Below are 24891 nucleotides of genomic sequence, written 5' to 3'. Positions count from 1 at the left end.
CGCCCACGCCGCCGTCCCCGCCGCCTCCCTCGCGGGCACCGCCACCGGGGTCTTCGTCGGGGTCTCCGCCCCGGAGTACGGCTCGCTCACCGGGGCCGACCCGGCCGCCGTCGACCCGTGGGCCCCGGCGGGCGGAGCGCTGAGCGTGACCGCGGGCCGGCTGGCGTACGTGCTGGACACCCGCGGGCCGAGCATGGCCGTGGACACCGCCTGCTCGTCCTCGCTGGTCGCCGTGCACCACGCGTGCGTGAGCCTGCGCACCGGCGAGAGCGACACGGCGATCGCCGCGGGCGTCAACCTGCTGCTCTCCCCCACCGTCACCATGGCGTTCCGGCGGGCGGGCGCCCTCGCACCGGACGGGCGGTGCAAACCCTTCTCACCGGACGCCGACGGCATCGGACGCGGGGAGGGCTGCGCGGCCGTCCTGTTGAAGCGGCTGTCCGACGCCGAGCGGGACGGCGACCGCGTGCTCGCCGTCATCCGCGCCACGGCCGTGAACTCCGACGGCCGCTCCAACGGCCTCCTCGCCCCCAACCCGGCCGCCCAGCAGGCCCTGTTGACCACCGCGTACGCCCGGGCCGGCCTCGCCCCCGCCGACGTCGACTACGTCGAGGCGCACGGCACCGGAACCCCCCTCGGGGACCCCATCGAGGCGGGCGCGCTCGGCGCGGTACTGGGCGCGGGCCGCGACCCCGACCAGCCGCTGCTGCTCGGCTCCGTCAAGTCGAACCTCGGGCACCTGGAGTCCGCCGCGGGCATCGCCGGGCTGGTGAAGACCGTGCTCGCCCTGCACCACGACGTCATCCCGCCGACCCTGCACTGCGCCGGGGGCAGCGCCCTGGACGACGAACGACTGCGCGTGGTCACCGAGGGCGAGCCCTGGCCGCGCTACGCCGGTACGGCCACGGCGGGCGTCTCCGGGTTCGGGTTCGGCGGCACCAACGCCCATGCCGTCCTGGAGGAATGGCGGTCCGCCGTCCTGCCCGCGCGTGCGGCCGACGAACCCGGCGCACGGCTCCACCAGTTGTCCGACGTGGACGAGGAGCGGCTGCGGGACACCGCGGCCCGGCTCGCCGACTGGCTGCGGACGGCGGCCGCGCACCCCGCCGACGTGGCCCGCACACTGGCCGGCCGGGCGGACCGCGGCGGGGTGCGCGCGGCGGTCGTCGCCCGCGACCGCGACGAACTCGCGGACGGACTGGACGCGTTGGCGCAGGGGCGTCCGCACGGACGGCTCGTCACCGGTGAGCGCGACCTCATGGGAGCCGGCCCCGTGTGGGTCTTCTCCGGCTACGGCACCCAGTGGGCCGGAATGGGGCGCAGGCTGCTGGCCGAGGAGCCCGCCTTCGCCGCCGCCGTGGAGAAGCTCGACGCGGAGTGCGGACTGTCCCTGTACGACCGTCTGTCGTCCGGGACCGGGCTGGACCGGCTGGAGGTGGCCCAGCCCGTCCTGTTCGGACTCCAGGTGGCGCTCGCCGAGTTGTGGCGTGCCCACGGCGTCGAACCCGCCGCCGTCATCGGGCACTCGCTGGGCGAGGTGGCCGCGGCGGTGTGTGCGGGCGCCCTGGACGCCTCGGAGGGCGCCCGGATCGTCGCCGTACGGGCGGGGCTGCTCAGCCGGCTGCGGGGCGGGGCGATGGCGGTCGTCGACCTCGACGACGGTGAACTCGACTCCCTGGCACGGGACTTCCCCGGTGTGCAGGTCGCCGTGCACTCCTCGCCCGGGCAGAAGGTCGTCACCGGCGAGGAACCGGCGGTGGCGCGGCTCGTGCGGTGGCTGGAGGGGCAGGGGCGGACCGCCCGGTCCATGCGGGTCGTCGGTGCCGGTCACTCGCCCCAGGTCGAGCCGCTGCTCGCCGAGTTGACCGAGTCCCTGGCCGACATCACGGGCAGGGCGCCCCGGGTTCCCGTCTACTCCACCGTCCTGGACGACCCGCGCGGCGCGTGTGTCTTCGACGCCGCCCACTGGGCGGCGAACCTGCGTCGGCCCGTACGGCTGGACCGGGCGGTCGCCGCGGCCGCGGCCGACGGCCACACCGCCTTCGTGGAGATCTCCCCGCACCCGGTCCTGGGCCGGGCCGTCACCGAGAACGCGCCCGGGGCGCTCGCGATCGGCACCCTGCGACGCGACGCCGACGGGTGCGCCGACTTCCTCGGCCAGGTGGGCGCCCTGTACTGCGCGGGCGCCCGGCTGCCGTTGCCGGCGGGACGGGTCGTCGACCTGCCCGCGCCGCGCTGGAGGCATGTGCGGCACTGGTGGACGGACGGACGGGGAGCGTCACCGGCCCCGGCTCCCGCGTCCCCGAAGGCGCGGGCCGATCAGGCGCCCGCCGCGCAGGACACCTCCGTCGCCGGCCGCCTGTGCCACCACATCGCCGCCGTCACCGGTCACCCCGCCGGCCGGATCACCCCCGGCACCGCGCTGGCCGACCTGGGGCTCGACTCGCTCATGGCGGTCCGCGTCCGCACCGCCCTGGAGCGCGAGTTCGCCGTCGAACTGCCGCTGCGCGACCTGCTCGGCGCCACCACCGTCCAGCAGCTGGCCGACCGTGTCCGGCCGGGCGCGGTACGCCCGCTGCGCGTCACCGGCACCCGGCCGCCGCTCTTCCTCGTGCACGCGGCCGGCGGCACGACCGACGTCTACCGGCCCCTCGCCGAACGCCTGGGCGACGAACGGCCCGTGTACGGCCTCGAACGCCTGGAGGACGCGCCGACGGTGACCGAGAAGGCGCGCCGCTACGCCGAGGCCGTCACCGCCGTCCACCCCGACGGGCCACTGCTGCTGGGCGGTTGGTCCTTCGGCGGCTTCGTCGCCCAGGAGACCGCGCGGCACCTGACCGCCGCGGGACGGGACGTGCGGCTCGTGGTCCTCATCGACTCCGTACGGCCGCTGCCCAGGCCCGGCCGCACACCGGCCGACCGGCTCCGCGCCCACTTCGAGGGGTTCGCCCGCCACGTCCGCGACGCCTACGGGGTCGCGCTGGAGCTGCCGTACGACGACCTCGTCGCCATGGACGACGACCGCGAGCGCATCGACACGGTGCTGGGGATCCTGCGCGCGGCCGCCGACGTGCCGCCCGCCGCCCTGGAGCACCAGCGTTCCTCCTATCTGGACCTGAGGATCGGCGAGGCCCACGAGCCGGGCCGCTACGACGGGCCGGTGGTCCTGTACCGGGCCACGCGGCCCGCTCCGCACACCGTGCGCGACCCCGCCTACGAACGCGACGACCGAACGCTGGGCTGGGACGAGGTGTGCCCGCGGCTGACCGTCGTACCGGTCGAGGGACACCACCTGTCGCTGCTCGACCCGCCGCACGTCGACGAGCTCGCCGTCCACCTGGGCCGTGAGCTCGCCGCCGGGACCCGCTGAACGCGATCCGAGGAGAGCCGCCATGCACCCACGCACCACCGGAGTGTCCCGACGTACCGTCATCAAGGCCGCGGCCGGTGCCGGTCCGGCCGTCCTCCTCGGCGCCCGGACCGCCTCCCCGCCGGGGTCCCGCACGAGGGACGTGTCCGTGCCCTCCGCCGCGCTCGGCCGCAGCGCCCCGGTGCGGCTGATCCTGCCGTCGGGGTTCGACACGGAGCCCACCCGCACCTACCCGGTGCTGTACCTGCTGCACGGCGCCCACGACGACTACACGTCCTGGACCCGGGAGACGGACATCGAGGCCTTCACCGAGGGCCGGAACCTGATCGTGGCGATGCCCGACGCGGGACCGACGGGCATCCCCACCGCCTGGCGCGGCGGGCCCGACTACGAGACCTTCCAGCTGAGCGAGGTGCCGGCGCTGCTCGCCCGGGACTACCGGGCCTCCGGCACACGGGTCGTCGCGGGCGTGTCCACCGGCGGCTACGGCGCCATGGCGCACGCGGCACGGCACCCGGGCACCTTCACCGCCGCGGCCTCCTACAGCGGGATCCTCGACACCATGGCGCCCGGCGTGCCCCCGCTCGTGGACGCCATCGTGGCCCGCGAGAACCTGGTGCCGGCGTCGCTGTGGGGCAATCCCTTCCTGAACCTGTTCACTTGGCGCGACTTCAACCCGAGGGACCGCGCGGCGGGCCTGCGCGGCACCGCCCTGTACGTCTCCAGCGGCAGCGGGCTCGCGGGCAGCACGGGCGACTGGCTGCCCGAGGCCCTGGAGAGCGCCCTGTGGCCCTCCGCGCACAGCTTCACCGACACGCTCGCCCTGCTGCGCATCCCGGTCACCACGCACTTCTACGCGGGCGGGGGCCACAGCTGGGCCTACTGGAAGCGGGAGTTCACCGCGTCCTGGCCGATGCTCGCCCGTGGCCTGGGGGTGCCGGAGTGAAGTCGCTGCCGTCGGGGCACGGAACGCAACGCAGGGGACGTCCGTCCAACACAGGACTCACCCCTCGCCCCACGGGCAACGGCCCGCGGGTGAGCCGCTTCCGGGTGAAAGGAGGGTCCCCCTTGGCCACCCCCGTCCCGCACGGCGCTCCCAAGAGCCTCGGCGGCACCCCGGTACCGCCCGACCTCGCCGAACTGCTGCGCGCCCAGTTGGAGGAGGTCGCCGACGAGGTCGAGGAGGAGGTCCGCCGGCAGGTGCCCGAGTACGCGCGCCCGGCCGACGGAACCTACCGCCGCCACCTCAGAGCCGGCGTGGTGCAGGCGCTGACCCTGTTCGTCGACCACATCGCCGACCCGCGCGGCCGCGGGGACGCGATCGCGGCGACGTACTACGAACTCGGCCGCGGCGAGGCCCTGGAGGGGCGCAGTCTGGACGCGCTGCAGTCCGCGCTGCGGGTCGGGGGGCTGCACGCCTGGCGGCTGATGGGCCGTACGGCGGAGGAGCTCGGCCTGGACTCCTCGGTGGTCACGGCGCTGGGCGAACTCGCCTTCCGCACGGTGCACGAGGTCGCGGAGGCCGCGGCCGCCGGGTACTCCGAGGCCCGCGCGCACAACACGGACGAGCTGGAGCGGCGGCGCAGAAGACTGCTGGACCTGCTGCTCGGCGAGGGGCCCGTCCCCCCTGCGGCGGTGCAGGACCTGGCGCACGGGGCCCGCTGGACGGTGCCCGGGCAGGTCGCGGTCGTCGCGCTCGCGGCCACCCCCGACCAGCGGGACGAGGAGTGGCCGCTGGCCGCGGCGGGGGCGCTGGTGGACATGGAGTCGCGGCCGCCGCGGATGCTGATCCCCGACCCGGACGGCTCGGGGCGTTTCGGCGGGCGCGCGTTCAGCCTCGCGCTGCGCGGGCGGCCGGCCGCGATCGGGCCGACGGTGCCGCTCGCGGAGGCCGCCCGGTCGTTGCGCTGGGCCGTCCGGGCGCTGGGGCTGATGGGGCGTGGGCTGCTCCCCCGGCAGGGCGTGGTGCGCTGCGCGGACCACCTGTCGACACTGCTGCTGCACAGCGACGAACCGATGCTCGACCACCTGCGCGCGCGGGCCCTCGCACCGCTCGACACGGTGTCGGAGGGGCAGCGGGAGCGGCTCGCCGAGACACTGCTGGCATGGCTGCTCAGCGGCAGCAACGTGCCCGATGTCGCCGCCCGTCTCCATGTCCATCCGCAGACGGTGCGTTACCGGCTGCGTCAGCTGGAGAAGGTTTTCGGCGACGCCCTGCACGATCCCGCTTCCCGTCTGGATCTCATTCTGGCACTCACCACCGCACAAAAGAGCGAGGAATTACTGAATTCCCGTCCATAACACCGGCCACGGCCGGGCGAATACCTTCGGGACATCCTTTCCGCAGGCGTTTCACACGCCCCACCCTCAAAGGATCCCCCCATGCGTATTCGCTTGTGCCTCGCCGCGCTCTCGCTGGTCGGCGGCGCCTGCGCGGCCACCGTCACGGCACCGGCCGCGGCCGCCGCAGCCTGCACGGACATCGACGTCGTCGCCGCTCGCGGCACGTTCGAGCCGGGCACGCTCGGCCTGATCGTCGGCGACCCGGTGTACTCCGCGCTCCAGAGGAAAATCACCGGCCGGAGTCTGAGCAGCTACAAGGTGAACTACCCCGCGGACCTTTCCCCCACCTCGGCCGCACAGGGCAACGCGGACCTGGTGAACCACGTGAACAGCCAGGCGGCCGCCTGTCCGAACCAGCGCTTCGTTCTGGTCGGCTATTCGCAGGGCGCGAACGTCGTCGACAATTCCATCGGCATCAGCAGCGCGGGTGCGGTGGTCGGCAGTCCGATCGTGGCCACCATTCCCGCCGCACTGGAACCGCGGGTGGCCGCGGTGCTGCTGTTCGGCAATCCGATCCGGGCGATCGGCAAGAGCGTCACCGGCACGTACCAGAGCCGCACCATCGACTTCTGCGCCAAGGGCGACCCCGTCTGCGAGGCGGGCGGCAACGACACCCTGGCGCACCTCGGCTACACGGCGAACGCCGACGCGGCGGCCGCCTTCGCCGCCGGCAAGGTCTGAGCGGTTCGGGCGCACGAAGGGCCCGGGAGGAACTCCTCCCGGGCCCTTCCGCGTTGCCGGGCCATCGAGGGTTGCCGGGCTATCGGGGCGAGCGGGCGAACTCCGTCAGCGCGGTGGACACCGGTTCGGGCCGGCCGTTGTTCTGCACCGGCGCCGCCGTCAGCACGTCCAGGTGCTGGTAGCCGTCCGCGACCACGGGATGCAGATCGGCGGGGACACGGCCGGCGAGCAGTCCGTCGCCCGCGAGGACGGTGAGCGTCGGGTGGGCGGTGAGCCCGTCCGGGTGCACGACGAGCTTCCTCACCTGCGGGGAGGTGGACAGTTCGAGGTCGGTGACGAGTTTGGTCGGGAAGTACTGCTCGGTGAAGTCCAGCGGCTGCGCGGCCATGCTGCGCGCCAGCTCCTGGATGTCGGTGACCTCCTTGCCGGCGGCGGTGAACGGCGTCCCGTCCGAGGACCGGTACCCGGGGTCGTCCGGATCGCCGACACGGTCGTAATCGCGCCAGGTGTACAGCGGACCGTGGGGCACGGCCGGGACGGCCTTGTACTCGGTGCCGAACAGGCCCGGCTGCGCCGAACTCCCGTTGGCGGCGGGGAAGTTCTTGTCGGTGACGGGCCCGCCGTCGAAGAAGCCGACGCTACTCTGCAGGAACGCGAGGGGGACGGACTGGTCGTCCATCAGGGCGCCGAGCACCGCCTCATTGGTGAGCCGGAAGTCCTTCACCGCGGGTGTGCCGGTGACGAAGGTGGCGGTGTCCTTGGAGAACAGGAAGCGGTTGGTGGCCTCGATGTTGGCGGTGGCGGGCAGCCGGGCCGGCAGGTCGGACTCGCCGCCCGGGTCCTGGAGGGCTCCCACGCCCGCGATGGCCAGCAGGGTCATGGTCTCGGGGTTGAGCAGGACGGGCGCGGACAGCGAGCGCGGGAGCACTCCGCTGTCGAGGCCGGTCTGGACGACGCCGTAACCGAGGCCGACGTCGGGCAGGCCGGTGTCGTCCGGGATGCTGCCGCTCAGGTCTCCGAGGGAGGTGGAGACGGTGGTGTCCAGGGCGAACCAGCCGGCGCACTGGTTCCGGCCGGCGTCGGCGGTGGTGGCGGGGTCGCCGTCGAAGTCGGCGGTGGCGAAGTAGCCGGTGACGACTCCGCCGAGGGAGTGGCCGCCGCACAGCACCTTGTTCCTGCGCACGCCCGGGTCGGGCAGTTCGGCGGTGAGCAGGTCGTACTCGTCGCGGACGGTCTGCTCGATGCCGAGCCTCGCCATCCATGCGAGCTTGTCGTTGCCGACGAACCCGGCGAAGGTGCGGCCCTGGACCTGTTTGCCGCGGTAGTAGTAGTCGACAGCGGTGTGCTGGTCGCCGGAGGCGATGCCGGTGCGGTCCTCCAGGCAGTTGGAGCGCCGGTCCAGGGCCCAGAACTCGATGTGCAGCCCCTGCTCCGCGGCCCGGGCCACGGTGTTGCGGGCGACGCTGTCGAAGGCTCCGGCGCCCTCCAGGATGCCCGGCTGGGCGATCAGGACCCGGTCGGCGTCGGCCGCTGCCGCGGGACCGTCGGCGGACCGGTAGCGCAGGTACGACAGCCAGTCGCACGCCGCGGGCCGGGCACCGAAGGACGCGGGCAGCGGGGCCCTCACCCGCACCAGGGTCTCGGTGACGCCGCCGCCGGCTCCCACGGCCGTCTCGGTTCGCGCGCTGTTCCCCTGGGCGGTCGGCGACGACACGGTCAACGCCCCGGTGGTCAGCAGCACCGCCAGCGCCACGGTGCGCCACCTGTCTGCTCTGCTGCGACTCGTGTTCATGCGGGAACCGTAGGGCGGCGCGAACCGTGCCCCGGGGAGTTGCTCACAAGAACGCAGGGCCCGGTGCACGCTTTGTCACCAGCCGCAGAGCGTTCTCAGTCGTCGCGCAGGGTACGGCGCGGTGAGCGGTCGTAGGTGTGCCGGTACAGGGTGGCGAAGCGGCCCGGGTGGTAGAAGCCCCAGCGGGCGGCGATGTCGGTGACCGTGACGCCGTCCTCGGGGTCGGCGGCGGCCAGCTCGTCGTGGGCGTGGGACAGGCGGACCTTCCGGAGGTACGCCAGCGGGGTGGTGTCCAGGTGACGGCGGAAGGCGTACTGGAGCGCGCGGACGCTGATGTGGGCCGCCTCCGCGATCTGGGCCACGGTGAGGGGCCGGTCGGCGTGGGCGTCGATGTGGGCGAGGGCGCGGCGCAGGGCCGCGGGGTGGGCGTCATGGCGGTCGGTGCCGGTGGGATCGGTGACCGCGGTGTGGGGGAAGGTGGCCAGGACGGCCGCCGCGAGGTGCTGGCCGGCGGTGGAGGCCACCAGCGGCTGGTCGGCGACGGCGGCGTCCGCCAGGACGTGGTCCTGCACATAGCGGATGGTTGTCCGCAGCCGGTCGCCCGCGGCCGGGCTGAGCGGCCGGTGCCCGGTGAGCCGGACCGGTTCGGGGCGGCGGCCCTCCGCGGTCGCGGCGACCTGGGTGAGCAGCTCCGGGTCCAGCATCGTGATGTTGTAGCGGGCTGCTTGGATGCGGCCCGCGTAGGACAGCTCGGGCGGGGCGAAGGACACCACGTCGCCGGGGCCGAAGGAGTCCGAGACGCCCTGGTAGACGTGGTCCTCGATGGTGCCCTCGTGCACCAGGCACAGGCAGATCCGGCCCAGCGGGGTGACCGCGTAGCTCATGTCGAAGTCCAGGTCGAGCTCGTCGACGCTGACCGAGTCGATGGCGGTGCGGTGGATCCGGGTCCGGCTGCTGTCCGGGGTGCCGTTGCCGATGCGCATCTTCGCGTAGGCATGGCTGAGGAACTCCTCCGTCCGGTCCAGATCGTCGCTGTCGAATGTCAGCGTCTCCATCGCGCCAGGGCCTCCCGCTCTCTTCTCCTCATTCGCACATACCCGCGAATCCCGCGATGCCACGGGTGACGTTCGTTTTCTGTCCTGCCAGGTCACAGGGTGTGCGTCCTTCGGCTCGTCAGTATCGGTCCTGTGCGTGCACGCTGGACGGACGGCGACCGCCGCAGTCGCAGGTGCGGCGGGGGGAGAGGGCGACAGGACGGTGGATGACGCAACACGAAGAGCCGGCTGACAAGGTCGAGGAACTCCGCACGGAGGTCGCCCAGCTCCGCCAGGCCCTTGTCTCGCACGCGATCGTCGACCAGGCGATCGGTGTCGTCATCGCCCTCAGTGGTCTCCGCCCCGAGCAGGGGTGGGAGATCCTCAAGACAGTGTCCCAGCACACCAACACCAAGGTGCGGGAGGTGGCCGGGCATGTCGTGCGCTGGCCCGACGCCGGCACGCTTCCCCCGGAGATCCGCCGGGCACTGCGGGCGGCCCTGGTCGAGGCGCACACGGTGCACGGGGGCCGGTCGCTGGTGCGGCCGGAGCAGCGGTGCCAGGGCCGCGACGGTGCGTTCTCGGGTAAAACCGAGTGACGGGCCGGGAGACCTGTGCGTACCGTTGATCACATGAAGGACATCAGGCGCACCCGCACCGCAGCCGCGCGAGCGACCAGCTCGCCGGCTGCCGACGCCTGACCTCTCCCCTCTCCCCGGCGGCCGGAAACGGACCGCCGGTGCGAGACCTCTGGTCGCGCTGTGTGCGTGGTCGTTTCCGGTCCCCCCAGACCGAAGGACCCCAGCATGGACACGGACCGGACCGTACGCGTCTTCACCGACTTCTACCGCGAGCGCGGTCACCACCTGATCACGGGCAGCACGCTGCTGCCACCGCCCGGGGACCCGGTGCTGTTCACCACCTCGGGCATGCATCCGCTCACCCCCCATCTGGAGGGCCTCCCGCATCCGCGGGGCCGCCGGCTCGTCAATGTGCAGCGCTGTCTGCGCACGACCGATCTCGACGAGGTCGGCGACTCCACGCACCTGACGGTGTTCGAGATGCTCGGCTCCTGGTCGCTGGGCGACTACGGCCACTCGCGGAGCCTGCGCTGGGGGTACGAGCTGCTGCGTGACGGGTTCGGGATCCCCCACGACAGACTCCACGTCACGGTCTTCGGCGGTGACGAGCAGGTGGGCCCCGACCTCGAATCCCTGCGCACCTGGGAGGAGCTGGAGGTCCCCGTGGAGCGCACCGGAGACAACAACTGGTGGTCCAACGGCCCGGTCGGCCCCTGTGGCCCCGACTCGGAGATCTTCGTGTGGACCGGCGACGTCCCGCCCCGGGGCACCCCCACCACCGACCCGCGCTGGGTGGAGATCTGGAACCACGTCGGCATGCGCTACCGGCGCCTGGAGGACGGCTCGCTGCGGCCCCTGGAGCGCCCCGGCATCGACACCGGCATGGGGCTGGAGCGGCTGGTCACCGTCCTGCAGGGCCGTGACTCGGTCTACGGCACCGATGTGTTCGAGCCGTGGCTGCGGCTGCTGCCGCCCCTGTGGCCGCTCGACGGACCGTCGCTGCGGCTGGTCAGCGACCATCTGCGCGCCGCCGTCGTCATGATCGGCGACGGGGTACGGCCGTCCAGCACGGGCCGCGGTTACGTCCTGCGTCGCGTCGTGCGCCGCCTGCTCACCACGCTGCGGCGCGACGACCCGTCCCGCACCCTCCGCGACCTGCCGGAGGAGCTCCTCCGGCACACGCTGGACCACTTCCGCACCGGCTGCGGGCCGGGGCTCGTGCGGGACGTGCTGCTGGAGGAGGAACGCCGGTTCGACCGGCTGCTGGAGCGCGGCCGGCGGCTGCTGTCCGGGCCGCGCTACCGGGGGCCGCTGAGCGAGGAGGACTACGACTACCTCCACGACACCCACGGCCTGCCCCGCGACCTGGTGCTGGAGCTGCGCCCCGAGGGGTGAGGGCTACTCGGTGCGCAGGGCCGTCGCCGTCCGGGCCCCGGCGGCCCAGCCCGCCGGGAGCAGCGCGCCCAGCAGGGCGATGGCGAGACCGGCCAGGCCCAGCAGGACCAGGTGGGGCGTCTCGTACACGTCGAGGACGGAGCGGGGCAGTTCGGTGCCCGCCGCGTGTCCCATCACCGGCAGCACGAACCCGTGCAGCGCGTAGCCGGCGGGCACCCCGACGAGGCCGCCGAGCAGGCCGATGCCGGCCACCGAGGCGAGGACGAGGCTCACGGTCTGCCGGGGTGACATGCCGAGCGCCTTGCACACGCCCAGGTCGTGGACGCGCTCCCGGGTGTCCAGGACGACGGAGTTGAGGACGCCGAGGCCCGCCACGGTCACCAGCATCAGGGTGAGGAGCACGGCCATCGTGTTCAGGACGAGCACGAAGTTGTCCCGCTCGGAGGGGGCGTTCGCCCGGGCGTCGGCTCCGAGGGGCTCGATGCGCGCGGCGAGCTTCTCGGCGTACGCCGCCGGGGCGACGCCCGGTTTCACGTCGACCAGGAACATCTGGGGTCCGGTCGCGGGGAAGTCGGCGAGGTTCGCCTGGATCTCCAGCTCGTCGCCCGAGGTGTCGAAGTCCTCACCGACGATCTTCAGGGTTGCCGTCTCCTTCCCGACGCGCACGCGCACGCTGTCCCCGATCCCGGTGCCGGTGCTGTCCAGGAACCGGCCGGGCACGACGACCTGGCCGGCGCCGGTGAGCCAGTGCCCGGAGATCATGGCGTAGCCGCCCCGCGTGGAGTCGCCCTGGTAGAGGGTGGCCCGGACGGTTCCGGAGACCCCGGTCACGGTGGCGTCCTGCTGGCCCTTCCCGTAGTACGAGGCGGTGCCGGTCTGCGCCTCGATGGCGGCGCTCACCTTCGCCGGGTCGGCCGGTTCGGGTTCCGGGGTGCCCGGAGCCGGGACGTGCTCGCCGCCCGCGACGCTCGGCCCACCGGTGAAGACGGTGACGGCGGAACGGTTCTCGGGGTCCTGCACCGCGCTGACCTCGTTCAGTGAGGAGGTGAGCCCGACGGCGAAGGTCGCCGCGGTGGTGCCGAAGGCCACGGCGAGCAGCATCGCGAGGGCACGGACCGGGTGCGCGAAGGTGCCGGCGAGGCCGTAGGTCACCGCTCGGGGCAGGGGCAGCCGGCCGGCCGCGCGGTGCGCCCTCGCCCGCAGGGGGTTGCCCCCGCCACGGCCGGTGCGCGGGGCCCTGCCGACGGCGATGGCCTCGACCGTGCGCAGCCGCCCGGCCCGCAGCGCGGGGACGAGGGCCGCGACCCCGACGACCAGCAGCGCGCCGACGGGCACCAGGACGTCCACCCACCAGGCGACGGACAGGGAGGCGGTGCCGTACGCCTGCTCGGTGTCGTCGAGGAGGGGCACGGCCAGCAGGTTGCCGAGGACGACGCCGAGCGCGATGCCCACGCCTGCCGGGACGAGCGCCTGGGCCACGTAGGCGCGGACCACCTCTCCCGGGGTGAAGCCGATGGCCTTGAGGATGCCGATCCTGCGCAGACCGGTGCCGACCGCGCCGCTGATGACGCTGCCGACGATGATCACCGACATGACGATGCCGAGGACCCCGAAGGCGACGAGGAACGGGATGGTGGGGGCGGCCCCCTGGTCGGCAGCACGCTTGGTGTCGAGGTAGGACCGGGTGCCGAGGAGCGCTCCGGACGGGACGGCGGCGAGGAGCTTCCCGCGGTCCGCGGCGATGTCGCCCTTCGAGCCGGCCGAGGCGAAGCGGTACAGCATCTGGCTGCTGACCGGGGTGTCCTTGGTGGCGAGGGCCCTGACCTGTGCGGGAGTCGCCCATACGTCGGCGCTTCTGCTGGCCGACGTGGCGAAGCCGACGACGGTGAGCGCGGTGCCGGAGGCGGTCAGGGTGTCGCCGACCCTGAAGGCGGGCCCCTGGTAGGCGGAGCTCAGTACGATCTCGCCCGGTCTCCTCGCCCACCGGCCGGCCGTGAGGTCCAGGTCGTCTACGGCGGCCCGGGGGCCGGTGCGGCCGACCAGGGTCATGGCCGGGGGCCGGCGGCCGGCGGAGTCGGTCACCCGCAGGATCGTGGTGGGGTACGGTCCCGCGCTCGCCGTCGCACCCGCTGGCTTCCCGGTGACCCCCAGCTGGCGGGCGCCGACCTTGGCCGGGTCGAACTCGGCGATGAGGTGGGCGCCGTGCTGCGCGGCGAAGGCGTGGTCGAAGGGCGCGTTGGAGACGACCATGAGGGACCCGGCGACCACGGCCGCCGCCACGGCCATCATCGTGGCGACGGCGATGACGAGGGTCTGCACCCGGCGCCGGCCCACCCCGGAGCGGACGACGCGGACGAGCGGACCGGTCATCGCACGGCCTCCGCGCGGGAGTCGAGGGCGACATGGCCGTCGACCAGGTGGACGGTGCGGCTCGCGCAGGTCTCGGCCAGGGCGAGGTCGTGGGTGACGAGCACGATGGTCTGTCCGCCGCGGTGCAGGTCGACGAGGAGTTCCCGCACGTCCTGGCCCGAGGCGCTGTCGAGGGCGCCGGTCGGTTCGTCGGCGAGCAGCAGGGCGGGCCGGTTCACCAACGCCCGTGCCACGGACACGCGTTGGCGTTCGCCTCCGGAGAGCCGGCCGGGGTGGGCCCGGGCGTGCCGCTCGATGCCGAGGACCGTCATGAGCTCATGTGCCCGCGCCTCGGTCTGTCGCCGGGAGGTGCCGGTGAGCTGGGCGGGGAGCCGGATGTTGTCCAGCACGGTGAGGTCGTCGAGGAGGTTGAAGAACTGGAAGACCATGCCGATCCGTTCACGGCGGAACCGGGCCAGGGCGTGCTCGCCGAGCCGGTCGATCCGCCGTCCGGCGACGGTCACGGTGCCCTCGGTCGGCTTGTCGAGACCCGCGACGAGGTTCAGCAGCGTGGACTTGCCGCTGCCGGAAGGACCGGTCACGGCGAGGGCCTCGCCCTGGGCGACGGAGAGGTCGAGCGGTCCGAGCGCGGGTGCGCCGGCGTCGTCGTAGCGCTTGGCCACGCCCTTCAGTTCGATCACTGCGGTCATGGGAGGTGCCCGTCCTGTCGGTCGTCGAGTCGTGTCCTTGCCGGCCTGGTGACGGTAGGGAAGGACGGGTGCCGGGCGCGTCGGCCGCGGCACCGAGTTGCCGCCCTCCGAGCGGAGGACCCGCGGCCGGGGTCCTCCCTGCGAAGTACGCCCGGCGGAGGGGGTGTTGGTCGTGAGGACGGACGCGCGGCGGGCGCGGGGGCCGCGACAATGGGCGCATGGAGACGGAGTGCCTGCGGGGATGGCGTCGGCAGGTGCGTTCGGCGCTGCGGCCGGAGGCGAAGGGCGCCGCGCTGTCACGGCGGTCGGTGTGGTTCGACGTGCTGCTGGCCGTGCTGCTGACGGTGGTCGCGCTGGTGGTGGCGTCGCGCTATCCCGGCGACGGGCCGGTACGGGTCTCGCGGATCGAGTACGGCGTACCGGTGCCGCCCCGGCCCCCCGTGCTGCCGGGCGCGCCGATCGAGGAACCGGTCTCCGCGCCGCCCTGGATCCTGGTCGTGCTGTCGGCGCTGCCGCTGGCGGCGCGCCGGCGGTTTCCGCTGACCGTGTTCGCGGTGGTGCTCTGCGCGGGGCTGGCCATCGGCGACGAGGCCTCCTGGATCAACGTCCTGACCTGTGTGATCGGCACGTACAGCGCGGTGATGCACAGTCGGCACCGGGCGGGCGCCATGGCCGGTCTGGTCGTCGCCGCGGTCCTCGCCGGGGTGGCCTTCCGGTCGACGCAGCCGGTGCTGCCCGGGTGGTCGAGTCCGGGTGTGGTGCTGCTGGTGGCCGGGGTGCTGGCCGGCGTGGTCCGTCTCGGGCGGCAGCGCCTCGCGTCCGGCCGGGACCGGTTGGCGGCGCTGGAACAAGCCCACGAGGAGGCGACCCGCAGGGCCGTGGAGGAGGAACGGGCCCGGATCGCCGCCGAGTTGCACGATGTCGTCACCCACAATGTGAGCGTGATGGTCATCCAGGCGGGCGCCGCCCGCAAGGTCATGGACGCGGCTCCTGAGCAGTCCAAGCAGGCGCTGCTCGCGGTCGAGGCCGGGGGCCGGGCCGCGATGGCCGAACTCCGGCACGTGATGGGCCTGTTGGCGGCGCCGGACACCGGCCGTGCGGACTCCCCCGCCGACGGGCTCGAACCACAGCCGGGCCTCGGGCAGTTGGACGCCCTGGTCGACCGGGTGCGGGCCGCCGGGACACCGGTCGGTGTCGCGGTCTCCCTGCCCCCGGAACCGCTGCCGCCCGGCGTGGACCTCGCGGCGTACCGGGTGGTGCAGGAGGCGCTGACCAACACCCTCAAGCACGCGCCCGGCGCCGAGGCGGGCGTCACCGTCGGCTGGTCCGGGGACCGGCTGGAGATCGAGGTCGTGGACACCGGCGGAGTCCGTGACGGGGTGCCCGCGGACGGGAACGGCCGCGGGCTGATCGGCCTGCGCGAGCGCCTCGCGGTCTACGGCGGGGAGCTGACGGCGGGTCCGACCCTGGCCGGCGGATTCCGCATCAGGGCGGAGGTGCCGTGGCGGACGGCGTGGACGGCGGGCCCGGTCGGCGGACGGCACGGGCGGGGAGGGACAGCGGGTGACTGACGGGGTGAACGGCACGGCCGGCAGGGACGACGGCGGACTGCGGGCCGTCATCGCCGACGACCAGGCCCTCGTACGGACCGGGTTCGGGATGATCCTGACCGCGGACGGCATCGAGGTGACCGCGGAGGCGGCGGACGGGGCGGAGGCGGTCGCCGCGGTGCGGCGCACCCGGCCCGACGTCGTTCTCATGGACATCCGGATGCCGGGCATGGACGGCATCGAGGCCACCCGGCGCATCCTCGCCGAGGACACCGCGGGCGAGGTGCGCGTGATCATCCTGACCACGTACGACCTCGACCACTACGTCTACGCCGCGCTCACCGCGGGAGCCAGCGGTTTCCTGCTCAAGGACGTCACGCCCGAGCACCTGGTGGCCGCCGTACGGCTGGTGCGGTCCGGGGACGCCCTGCTGGCGCCCGTGATCACCCGCCGCCTGATCGAGCGCTTCGCCCGGCGGGAGGAGGCGGTGCCCGCGGCCGGCCCGCGGCGGGAGCTGTCCGGGCTGACCCCTCGCGAGCTGGAGGTGCTGCGGCTGCTGGCGACGGGGCTCAGCAACGCCGAACTCGCGGAGCGGTTGTTCCTCAGTCCGACGACGGTGAAGACGCACATCGGCCGGATCCTGTCGAAGCTGGACCTGCGGGACCGCGTCCAGGCGGTCGTGCTCGCCTACGAGAGCGGCCTGGTCACTCCGGGCGGCGCCCCGGAGAGCGGCCTCTAGGACATCAGCCCGGCCGCGACCGTCGCCCCCAGCTCCCAGCACGCCTCGATGTCGGCCTTGGCCGGCTCGCCGGTGACGGTCACCGGTTCGGCCACACGCCGCCAGCCGAGCCCCGTGGTGACCGTCTCGATGCCGCGCAGGGCGCCGGTGACGTCGTTGCCGCCGTGGACGTAGAGGCCGAACGGGCGACCGCGCGTCTCGTCGAGGCACGGGTAGTAGACCTGGTCGAAGAAGTGCTTGAGGGCGCCGGACATGTAGCCGAGGTTGGCCGGGGTGCCGAGCAGGTAGCCGTCCGCCTCCAGCACGTCCGAGGCCGTGGCGGACAGGGCCGCGCGCCGTACGACCCGGACGTCCTCGATCTCCGGGGCCGTGGCGCCGGAGACGACGGCTTCGAACATCGCCTGGCAGTGGGGCGAGGGGGTGTGATGCACGATCAGCAGAGTGGCCACGGTCGAACCCTGCCCTGCCCCGGCTTTCGTCCGCAAGCCGGGCCGGGGGCGGCCGTCGCCGGGCTACGATGCCGGGACATCGCGAGGGGGGAGCGAAGCCGTGGCCGAGACGGGGCAGCCGGCAGCAGTGGTCTTCGATGCGCTGGGTCTGGAGTACGAGAAGGCGTTCGCCCGTTCCGAGGCCCATCTGGCGTCGCTGGAGTGGCTGCTCGGACGGCTGGCTCCCGGGAGCCGGGTCCTGGACGTGGGCAGCGGCACCGGCCGCCCCACCGCGTCGACGCTGGCCGCCGCGGGCCACGAGGTGCTGGGCGTGGACGTCTCCCCCGTCATGGTCGGCCTCGCCGCGCGGCAGGTTCCCCGGGCCGCCTTCCGGCACGCCGACATCCGTGAACTGCCGCTGGAGCAGGCTTCGTTCGACGCGGTCTGCGTGTACTTCTCGCTGCTCCAGATGACCCGCGCCGAGCAGTCGGAGGTGCTGGGGCGGCTGGCGCGGGCCCTGCGGCCGGGTGGCCTGCTGGTGCTCGCCACCGTGCCGGCCGACGTGGAGGATCTGCCGATCGCGTTCATGGGCCAACCCGTCCGGGCGACCAGCTTCGCCGCCGAGGACGTCGTGGCCGTGGCGCGCGGCGCGGGTCTGGCGGTGGAGTCGGAGCGGTTCGTGGAGTTCACCCCGGACCACCCCGCGGGCACCGCCGAACCGCATCTGTTCCTGTACTGCGCTCGTCCCGGGGGACAGGCCTGACGCGTCCCGGGCCGGCCGGCCCGGGACGCGTCGGCGACCGCGCCCTCGGTGGGCCGGTCAGCCCACGGTGGCCTGGACGTACGGCACCAGTCGCACCGGCCCGGCCAGACCGTGGTCCTGGCGGGCGACCCCGCCGAACACGGAGGGCTGCTCGACCCTGAGCCGGTTGATGAGCGGGGTCGCCACCTCGATCTCGATGGTGTTGTCACCGCGCCGCAGGTACGGGCCGAGGTCGACGACGGGGTGGAGCCGGTCGGCAGCGGGCAGCCGCCGGCCGTTGACGCTCACCCGGAACGTGTCGCTGACCTGCCCCAGCTCCAGCTCGGCGCCGTGGGCCGGCGTCCAGTCGGCCGGCAGGGTGACCGTGGTGCGGTACCGGCCGACGCCCGCCGAGTCGGCCAGTTCGGGGATCTGCGACCAGGGCCTGAGCGTGTCGAGCGTGAGGCTGCGCCGGACGCGGTCGGTGCGGGTGGCGTCCGCGCCGGGGTACCAGTCCTCGACGTCCAGCTCCCAGCGGGCGGGGACGATCGGGGCGGGCACGGCGGGCGTCCTGGTGGTGACGGTGCGGCCCTGTGAAAGGCGGGTCGTCCAGGTACCGGCCGTGCGGGCGCGCACGCTCAGCCCGCGGTCGGTGAACAGCACCGAGTCGGCGTCGGTCGTCTCGGCGTGGGGGCTGTTGCCGTACCGGTCGCCGAACAGGCCCGGCCGGCCCAGGGCGACGATCATCGTCTGCCCCGGCTGGAGCGTGACCCGCAGGGTGAGGTCGTCCCCGTCCTCGGTGTACCGCGCGAGCCGGGTCGCCTCGCCCGTCCAGGGATCGAGGAGATACGGCACCGTCCTGCCGCCGTGGGTGCGGCGCAGCGTGACGTCGTGGTCGATCGCGGCCACGGGCGGCTTGACCGTCTCGGCGTGCTTGCCGTTGCACAGGTAGTAGAAGTCCGCGTCGGCGGTGACCCGGTGGGCGTTGAGGAGCGTGGACGCGGTGGCGTGCCGTACGTCGGCGCTCACGCCCAGTGCGGCGAGGGCGTCGCCGACGGCGGCCTTGTCGGTGACCCGGACGACGTGGGGCAGCGCGAGCAGCCGGGTGAGGAGGGCGCGCAGCCGCTCCGTCTCGTCCTGGTCGGGGACGCCGGGGGTCAGCGCCTGGTCGAAGGCGCCGAACAGGACCACGGGGAGCCCCGCCTCGGCCAGGGTGAGGATCCTGCGGGCGTCCTCGACGGCGAGCGTGGGGGTGGAGCCGTAGAAGAAGTCGCCCTCGACGAACAGGGCCTTGTAGGCGGGGCCGTCGGGGGCGAGCCGGCCGCCGGAGACGGTGGCGGAGGGCAGGTCGAGGAGCGGGCCGCTGAGGAACTGGTGGGTCCAGCCGAGCGGGACGCCGGTCGCCGTGAACCAGGAGGCGCCGATGCCGGTGGCGGTGTAGCCGGTCTGCCGGAACACCGCGACGTCCGCTCGCGCGGTACCGCGTTGCAGCACCTGGTGGACCCGGCCCAGGTAGCCGGAGATGTCCTCGACGTGCCGCCAGGTGGGCTGGCGCGGGCCCCACGACTCGCCGTAGCCGGCGGTGCCGTTGTACGGGCTGAAGGCGGCGAACCCGGGCCAGGCCACCCCGGGGGCGGTGGCGTAGGAGAAGCCGTGCACGACGGTCTGGTTGACGCCGGCCGCGTAGGCACCGCCCATGGTGCGCAGGAAGCGGTCCCAGGTCGTGCTGTACGCGGAGCCGTTGTAGGCGCCCGCCTCGCAGGACAGGACGGTGTGCCCGGCCATGTCCCGGCCGCCGGCCAGGCAGCGGTAGTCGTCGAGGTTCTTGAAACCGAGCGACTCGCCCTCGGGGATGTCGAGGAGCGCGGCCGAGGCGATGGCGTCCGTCTGCAGGCCGTAGGGCTGCGAGCGCAGGGTCATGCCGAGGGAGTGCGCCCAGTCCCGCAGGCCCGTCAGGTGGTTGCGGTTGAACAGGCCGGAGACGGTCTCCCAGAAGTCGTGCCGGATCTGCCGGGTCGACTGGGCCTCGTAGGCGAAGACCTGGTTGCTCTTGTCCAGGACGAGCGCGGGCAGGTACGGCAGCAGGGGCCGCCCGGTGTGCTTCTCGAAGGCGTCGGGCAGCAGGGACGTCCAGGTCAGGCCCTCGGTCTCCAGTTCCACGGAGTCCTCGAAGAAGGAGCCGCCCGCCGCCCTCAGCAGGCGTCGCAGGGCCGGGGTCAGGATGTGGTCCTGCCAGTAGGAGGTGACCGCGGTGGTGCCGGCGGGGCTGAAGTGGTCGACGGCGTAGGCGGCGGGGGCGGAGTGGGGGCCGGACTCGGGCTGCTGGCCGGACCCGCGCACCCAGAAGGAGATGAGTACCCAGTCGCCGCCCTCGGGTGCCGTCCAGGTCAGTGTGGAGCCGGTGACGGTCGCGGTGAGGTCCCGGACGCTCGCGAGGTCGAGGCCGGTCTCCTTGCGGGTGGAGTTGGCGGGCTCGACCCGGGCGGCCTGCACGGCGAGGAGCTGCTGGCGGGTCACGCCCGCGGCCGGGGTGCGGACGGGCGGCGGGACCGGGCCCTGGTAGGTGCTTCCGCCGGGCACCGCGGCACGGCCGTGGACGAGTTCCTTGGCGGCGGCCTCGTCGTCGGGCGTGAGCCCGGGCACGGCGACGGGCCAGCTGGGGCCGAGGGTGAGGTCGACGGTGAGCCCCCGTCTCGCCGCGCGGCGCAGCGCGGCCTCGACCCCCTCCCGCCAGGGCCTGCTCCCCCAGCCGTGGTGCGCGGTGTCCAGGACCGACTTGTCCTTGATGCTGTGGTGGACGGCGGCGATCTCCACCCCGCCGAAGCCCGCGTCCGCGATCTGGTCGATCTCGCGGGCGATCTCGTCCGGGTCCACGAGGCCGTCCGGCCACCACCAGCGGAACCGGGGCCGCACGGCCGTCACCGGACTCGCGAACCAGTGGGCGGTCGACCCCGAGGCCGCGGCCGGGACGGTCGACCCCGAGGCCGCGGCCGGAACCGCAGCTCCGAGGGCCGCGACGGCGCCCGCGGTCAGTCCGGCGGCCAGGACCGCGCGCCGGGATACTCCGCCGCGCTGCGGGATGGCTTCATGCATGTGGGCGCCCCAAAGTGCTGTTGAATCGTTTCAATCGCTGTGAACGCCCGAACGCTAAGCCTGCGGTTCGGCCAAGGTCAAGATGTGTGCAGCGCGAAAGCGGCGGCGAGTGCGTCCAGATGGCCCGCCACCGGCCCCGCGGTGAGCAATCCGCTCGCGGCTCCCGCGAGTTCCCCCCGGGCCGGTTCCAGCGCGCTCCGGGCGCGCCGCATCAGCGCACGGTCGCCCACCTGGATCGCGGCACGGGCCAGCAGGCTCCACAGCGCCTCGTACAGCAGGTCACCGGGCGGCGCGGGGACATCGGCCAACAGGCGTACGGCGTCCTGGTCACGGCCCTCGGCGAGCAGCAGCAGGGGGCGCACCCACGGCTCGTAGGGGCCCCAGTCGGCGGACGGGTCGGCGGTGACGGGCAGGCCGTGGTGCAGGCGCAGGCACAGCAGGGCGAGGGGCAGCAGTCCCTGCTCCAGGCCCGGCATGCCCGCGCCCGCAAGGGACTTGGCGGCCTCACGGTACGCGGACTCGCCCAGGTGCGCGGGTTCCGTGGCCGCGGTGCGCAGTGCGCGGTACCAGGTGGTGAAGACGGTCACCAGGGGCAGTTCGTGGCGTGCGGCGAGCGCGTCGGCGGCGGCCGCGTGCCCGTCGGCGGCCGTGAAGTCGGCCGCGGCGCAACAGGCTTGCAGCCGGATCAGCCGGCCGAGGACCTCGTAGGTGAACAGGCCGTGCCGTGCGGCCAGTTCGGTGATCTCCGCGCCGATCCCGTCCCGTCGGGCCGCGAGTCCGGCCCGTTCGAAGGTCTGCATGAACAGGCCGTTGAGGGCGAAGACGAGCAGGTCGGCGTCGTCGAGCCGGCGCGCGCCCGCCACGGCCTGCCGGGCCGCCTGGAGGGCGCGGGTCCCGGCGGGGAGGGTGCCGCGGGACTCCACCGCCACGGTGGCCAGGAGCCGCACCCTCGCCGCCTCGTGGGCGTCCGACGGCAGGAGGCGCAGGGTGCGTTCCGCCGCGCCCACCAGCAGGTCGGCCTGGGCGGGGTCGTCGGAGCGGGTCCAGACGGCGGGGACGTCGTAGACCCCGATGACGCGGGCCGTCAGCTCCGGGTCGCCCAGTTGCTCGGCCGCCGCCACGGCCGCCGCGCGGTGCCGGCGCGCCGCCTCCAGTCCGCCGCCCCCGGTGACGGCGAGGTCGCGCATGAGGGTCGCGGTCGACTCCAGCCGGGTGCGGGCCCGCGGGGGGACCATGCTCTCGTACGACGCGGAGGCCTCGGCCCAGACCTGCGCGGCCGTGTCCGAGGGGCCCGGGGCCAGGTGGTCGGCGTGCCGCAGGATGTCCTGTTCGGTGCGGTTCAGGCGGGGTCCCGGCTCGACCCCGAGGTGCTCGCGCAGCAGCTGCCGGGCGCGCCGCAGGACGGACAGCGCGTCGGCCTGGCGACCGGAGCGGTACAGGGCGAGGGCGAGCAGCTGCCAGCCGTCCTCCCGCCAGGGGTGTTCGGCCACGTGGGCGTCGAGTTCCGCGGCCGCGTCGGCGGCGGCGCCGCGGGCGAGCTGGGCCTCGGCCCGGCGTTCCACGGCGGTGAGCCGGAGCCCGGCGAGCCGGGAGCGTTCCGCCCGGGCCCAGGGCTCCTCGGCGAAGTCGGCGTAGGCGGGGCCGCGCCACAGCTCCAGGGCCTCGGTCAGCCGCGGTACCGCCCGCGCGGGAGGCAGGTCCGACGCGGCGGCCAGCGTCTGCTCGAACCTCCAGGCGTCGACGTGCGCGGGTTCGGCGCGCAGGGCGTAGCCGGGGCCGTCGGTGACGAGCAGACGGGAGGGGGCCCGGCGGGGCCGCTCGGGTTCCAGCGCGCGCCGCAGTGCGGCGACGAAGGTCCGCACGGTGCCCACCGCGTCCGCCGGCGGGTCCTGTCCCCACAGGTCCTCCACCAGGCGGGGCACGGGCACGACCCTGCGGCGGGCGACGAGGAGGCGGGCCAGCACCGCACGGTGCCTCGGGCCCTTGAGGGCGATCGGTTCCCCGCCCTCGTCCCAGGCGGCCACCGACCCCAGAACCCCGAACTCGACCACGCGCACACACCTCAACGTACACGCGCTCATCCGTTGCTCATTCACTGCCCGGACGCTGGGTGCACCGGCGCCACCCGCACGGGCGCCGATGCCTCCCACCCCACGTACGACCGAGGAGATCCCGCCGTGAAGCCCACCATCGCCGGATTCGAGTACCAGCGCGTGTCCGTCGCCGAGGACGTGTCCCTGCACGTGGCCGTGGGAGGGACCGGCACGCCCGTCGTCCTGCTGCACGGCTTCCCGCAGACGCACCTGATGTGGCGCGAGGTCGCCGCGGACCTGGCCGCCGACCACACCGTGATCTGCCCCGACCTGCGCGGTTACGGCGACAGCGACAAGCCGCGCGAGGGCGGCCCCCACACCTACGCCAAGCGGACCATGGCCGACGACGTCGTCACGCTCGCGCGCCGCCTCGGGCACCCCCGGTTCGCGCTGGCCGGGCACGACCGGGGCGCGCTGGTCGCCTTCCGCGCGGGCCTCGACCACCCGGAGGCGGTGTCCCACCTGGCCTGTCTGGACATCCTGCCGACGCTCGACATGTGGGACGCGCTGCACGGCACGTCGGCCGCGGTCGCCTTCCACCTCTACCTCATGGCCCAGCCGCCCGGGCTCGCCGAACAGATGATCGCCGCGAGCGCGGACGCGTTCTTCGGCTATTTCCTCGACGTGTGGGCGAACCGGCCCGACGCGATCCCGCCGCAGGTCCGGGCGGAGTACCTGCGGGCCTGCCGCGAGGCGGTGCCGTCGATCGTCGCGGACTACCGCGCCTCCGCGGGCATCGACGTCGAGCACGACGAGGCCGACCGGGCCGCGGGGAACCGGTTCGGCATGCCGGTGACCGTGCTCCAGCAGGACTGGGGCGCGGCGCTCGGCTACGAGGCCACCGCACTGTGGGGGGCCTGGGCCGACGACCTTCGTCACACGACCGTCTCCTGCGGCCACTTCATGGCGGAGGAGGCGCCGGCGGACGTGGCGAAGGCCCTGCGGGAACTGATGCTCCGGGGAGCGTGACCGCTGCCGGTCGCGCCAACCCACCGGCCCGTACGCAGCGTTGAGCCGCGAGAAGAAACACGCCGTCGTCGGCGGGCCGGTCCGGCGAGTCGTCCGGCACCCCGGGTCAGGCGTCGAGACCGAGCGCGGGCGGCGCGGAGCGACGCGGCCCCGGGGACGGGTTCACCGTGGTGGGCGAGGGCCGAGCGGCAGCTCGGCCATCCTCAGGTTCCAGCGTCCGCCGCGGCCGCTGAGTTCGACGGTGGACAGCGGCGGCACGTCGACGCGCCAGAACGCCTCGTGCGGTGCCGTGAGGGCGTGCACCACGGCGGCCCTCGCGACGGCCTGCTCCACCACCGCGAGCACCCGTCCCGCGTCGGACGGCAGCGCGTCCAGCCAGGCGGCCACCCGCTCGCACAACTGCGCCACGCTCTCCCCGCCGTGCGGTGCCGCGTCGGGGTCGGCGAGCCAACTGCCCAGTCCCGGCGCGTCGGTTGCCGCGACCTCGTCGAGTGTGCGGCCGTACCAGGACCCCATGTCCAGGTCCCGCAGCGCCGGTTGCGGTGTGACGGACTCCCATCCGAGGGTCCGGGCCGTCTCCGTGCACCGCCGCGAGGGTGCCGTCCAGCGGGTCGCGGCCCGCGGGAGGGTACCGGCGAGGGCCCGCACCCGGTGCAGCGCCCGCTCGTCGAGGGGACCGTCGGCGAAGCGCACGGCACGTTCCGTACGGGCGGCCGCGCACAGCAGGGTGAGCCGGACGGTCATGCGGGCCCTTTCGTCGAGTGCCGGGGGTGGTTCATCGTAGGTGGCGTACGCCATGTTGGCCGACGCGCGTATTGCCCCTACCATCTGGGACGACAAGGACGACGGCGCCACGGAAGTCCGGTGCAAGCCCGGCACGGTCGCGCCACTGTGTGCCACTCCTCGGCCGACGAGGTGGTGGTGAGTCAGACCCAACGCCGTCGTCGAGTGCTCCACACGATGCGGGACGCGTTGTTCCCGAGGAGGTCTCGCCATGGCGCAGTCCACTGCCGCCCCCACCC

The 24891-nt window shown here is 74.1% G+C and carries 18 protein-coding genes; 10 read left to right on the top strand and 8 right to left on the bottom strand.

The features are described 5' to 3' along the window. From EHS43_RS10015 to EHS43_RS10000, 4 genes are all read left to right on the top strand, one after another. A partial coding sequence (locus EHS43_RS10015; protein WP_125190177.1) for a type I polyketide synthase occupies positions 1-3370 on the top strand: 3370 nt, incomplete at its 5' end. Between the two features lie 22 nt (positions 3371-3392). Beyond that, complete coding sequence (locus tag EHS43_RS10010) at positions 3393-4316, top strand: alpha/beta hydrolase family protein (protein ID WP_125190176.1); 924 nt, start codon at positions 3393-3395, stop codon at positions 4314-4316. A 122-nt stretch (positions 4317-4438) separates the two neighbouring features. Then, positions 4439-5671, top strand: a complete 1233-nt coding sequence (locus EHS43_RS10005) for a CdaR family transcriptional regulator (protein WP_125190175.1) — start codon at positions 4439-4441, stop codon at positions 5669-5671. 81 nt (positions 5672-5752) lie between these two features. Continuing rightward, positions 5753-6394 carry a cutinase family protein gene (locus EHS43_RS10000; protein WP_125190174.1) on the top strand — a complete coding sequence of 214 codons (642 nt, stop codon included), beginning with the start codon at positions 5753-5755 and terminating at the stop codon, positions 6392-6394. A gap of 79 nt (positions 6395-6473) precedes the next feature. Here the strand turns inward: EHS43_RS10000 and EHS43_RS09995 are convergent, their stop codons facing one another. Beyond that, complete coding sequence (locus EHS43_RS09995) at positions 6474-8186, bottom strand: hypothetical protein (RefSeq protein ID WP_125190173.1); 1713 nt, start codon at positions 8184-8186, stop codon at positions 6474-6476. Positions 8187-8281: 95 nt separating this feature from the next. Beyond that, positions 8282-9241, bottom strand: coding sequence for a helix-turn-helix transcriptional regulator (locus tag EHS43_RS09990; protein WP_125190172.1), 960 nt, complete (start codon positions 9239-9241; stop codon positions 8282-8284). Positions 9242-9447: 206 nt separating this feature from the next. Between EHS43_RS09990 and EHS43_RS09985 the strand changes: the two genes are divergently transcribed. Next, positions 9448-9819: an ANTAR domain-containing protein gene (locus EHS43_RS09985; RefSeq protein ID WP_125190171.1), complete on the top strand. Its 372-nt coding sequence runs from the start codon at positions 9448-9450 to the stop codon at positions 9817-9819. A gap of 207 nt (positions 9820-10026) precedes the next feature. Further along, the gene (locus EHS43_RS09980; protein ID WP_125190170.1) at positions 10027-11196 is read left to right on the top strand and encodes an alanine--tRNA ligase-related protein; all 1170 of its coding nucleotides are present in this window, start codon (positions 10027-10029) and stop codon (positions 11194-11196) included. Between the two features lie 3 nt (positions 11197-11199). On the opposite strand, the gene EHS43_RS09975 is transcribed toward EHS43_RS09980, so the two are convergent. Both EHS43_RS09975 and EHS43_RS09970 read right to left on the bottom strand, forming a co-directional pair. Continuing rightward, complete coding sequence (locus tag EHS43_RS09975) at positions 11200-13566, bottom strand: FtsX-like permease family protein (protein WP_125190169.1); 2367 nt, start codon at positions 13564-13566, stop codon at positions 11200-11202. Beyond that, a complete protein-coding gene (locus EHS43_RS09970; RefSeq protein WP_125190168.1) occupies positions 13563-14255 on the bottom strand; it encodes an ABC transporter ATP-binding protein in 693 nt (230 codons plus the stop codon). The genes EHS43_RS09975 and EHS43_RS09970 overlap by 4 nt, the downstream gene beginning before the upstream one ends. Before the next feature lie 218 nt (positions 14256-14473). Between EHS43_RS09970 and EHS43_RS09965 the strand changes: the two genes are divergently transcribed. Both EHS43_RS09965 and EHS43_RS09960 read left to right on the top strand, forming a co-directional pair. Continuing rightward, positions 14474-15826, top strand: a complete 1353-nt coding sequence (locus EHS43_RS09965; protein WP_125190167.1) for a sensor histidine kinase — start codon at positions 14474-14476, stop codon at positions 15824-15826. Further along, positions 15819-16544, top strand: a complete 726-nt coding sequence (locus tag EHS43_RS09960) for a response regulator transcription factor (RefSeq protein WP_260470461.1) — start codon at positions 15819-15821, stop codon at positions 16542-16544. The genes EHS43_RS09965 and EHS43_RS09960 overlap by 8 nt, the downstream gene beginning before the upstream one ends. Here EHS43_RS09960 and EHS43_RS09955 read toward each other — a convergent pair. Further along, positions 16541-16993, bottom strand: a complete 453-nt coding sequence (locus EHS43_RS09955) for a flavodoxin family protein (RefSeq protein WP_125190166.1) — start codon at positions 16991-16993, stop codon at positions 16541-16543. The two genes, EHS43_RS09960 and EHS43_RS09955, sit on opposite strands and share 4 nt — an antisense overlap. Positions 16994-17093: 100 nt before the next feature. Here EHS43_RS09955 and EHS43_RS09950 point away from each other — a divergent pair, with 100 nt between their 5' ends. Further along, entirely contained in the window at positions 17094-17735 is a 642-nt protein-coding gene (locus EHS43_RS09950) for a bifunctional 2-polyprenyl-6-hydroxyphenol methylase/3-demethylubiquinol 3-O-methyltransferase UbiG (protein WP_125190165.1), read from the top strand. Positions 17736-17792: 57 nt separating this feature from the next. Here EHS43_RS09950 and EHS43_RS09945 read toward each other — a convergent pair whose 3' ends face one another. Then, on the bottom strand, positions 17793-20807 hold the full coding sequence (locus EHS43_RS09945) for a glycosyl hydrolase (RefSeq protein WP_125190164.1): 3015 nt from the start codon (positions 20805-20807) through the stop codon (positions 17793-17795). Between the two features lie 77 nt (positions 20808-20884). Continuing rightward, positions 20885-22864: an AfsR/SARP family transcriptional regulator gene (locus tag EHS43_RS09940; RefSeq protein WP_221740728.1), complete on the bottom strand. Its 1980-nt coding sequence runs from the start codon at positions 22862-22864 to the stop codon at positions 20885-20887. 120 nt (positions 22865-22984) lie between these two features. On the opposite strand from EHS43_RS09940, the gene EHS43_RS09935 reads away from it, so the two are divergent. Continuing rightward, the gene (locus EHS43_RS09935; RefSeq protein ID WP_125190162.1) at positions 22985-23869 is read left to right on the top strand and encodes an alpha/beta fold hydrolase; all 885 of its coding nucleotides are present in this window, start codon (positions 22985-22987) and stop codon (positions 23867-23869) included. A gap of 162 nt (positions 23870-24031) precedes the next feature. Here the strand turns inward: EHS43_RS09935 and EHS43_RS09930 are convergent, their stop codons facing one another. Then, the gene (locus EHS43_RS09930; RefSeq protein WP_125190161.1) at positions 24032-24613 is read right to left on the bottom strand and encodes a histidine phosphatase family protein; all 582 of its coding nucleotides are present in this window, start codon (positions 24611-24613) and stop codon (positions 24032-24034) included. Between the last annotated feature and the right edge of the window lie 278 nt (positions 24614-24891).

It is taken from the genome of Streptomyces sp. RP5T (assembly GCF_003933965.1).
Lineage (GTDB): Bacteria > Actinomycetota > Actinomycetes > Streptomycetales > Streptomycetaceae > Streptomyces.
Note: the sequence above shows the minus strand (reverse complement) of the source record. Positions and strands in the feature narration are given on the sequence as shown.

Coding starts and splice junctions, on each gene's coding strand:
- EHS43_RS09980 (WP_125190170.1), top strand. CDS start 10,027: ATGGACACGGACCGGACCGTACGCGTCTTCACCGACTTCTACCGCGAG.
- EHS43_RS09975 (WP_125190169.1), bottom strand. CDS start 13,566: ATGACCGGTCCGCTCGTCCGCGTCGTCCGCTCCGGGGTGGGCCGGCGC.
- EHS43_RS10010 (WP_125190176.1), top strand. CDS start 3,393: ATGCACCCACGCACCACCGGAGTGTCCCGACGTACCGTCATCAAGGCC.
- EHS43_RS09990 (WP_125190172.1), bottom strand. CDS start 9,241: ATGGAGACGCTGACATTCGACAGCGACGATCTGGACCGGACGGAGGAG.
- EHS43_RS09995 (WP_125190173.1), bottom strand. CDS start 8,186: ATGAACACGAGTCGCAGCAGAGCAGACAGGTGGCGCACCGTGGCGCTG.
- EHS43_RS09965 (WP_125190167.1), top strand. CDS start 14,474: ATGGAGACGGAGTGCCTGCGGGGATGGCGTCGGCAGGTGCGTTCGGCG.
- EHS43_RS09930 (WP_125190161.1), bottom strand. CDS start 24,613: ATGACCGTCCGGCTCACCCTGCTGTGCGCGGCCGCCCGTACGGAACGT.
- EHS43_RS09985 (WP_125190171.1), top strand. CDS start 9,448: ATGACGCAACACGAAGAGCCGGCTGACAAGGTCGAGGAACTCCGCACG.
- EHS43_RS09970 (WP_125190168.1), bottom strand. CDS start 14,255: ATGACCGCAGTGATCGAACTGAAGGGCGTGGCCAAGCGCTACGACGAC.
- EHS43_RS10000 (WP_125190174.1), top strand. CDS start 5,753: ATGCGTATTCGCTTGTGCCTCGCCGCGCTCTCGCTGGTCGGCGGCGCC.
- EHS43_RS09945 (WP_125190164.1), bottom strand. CDS start 20,807: ATGCATGAAGCCATCCCGCAGCGCGGCGGAGTATCCCGGCGCGCGGTC.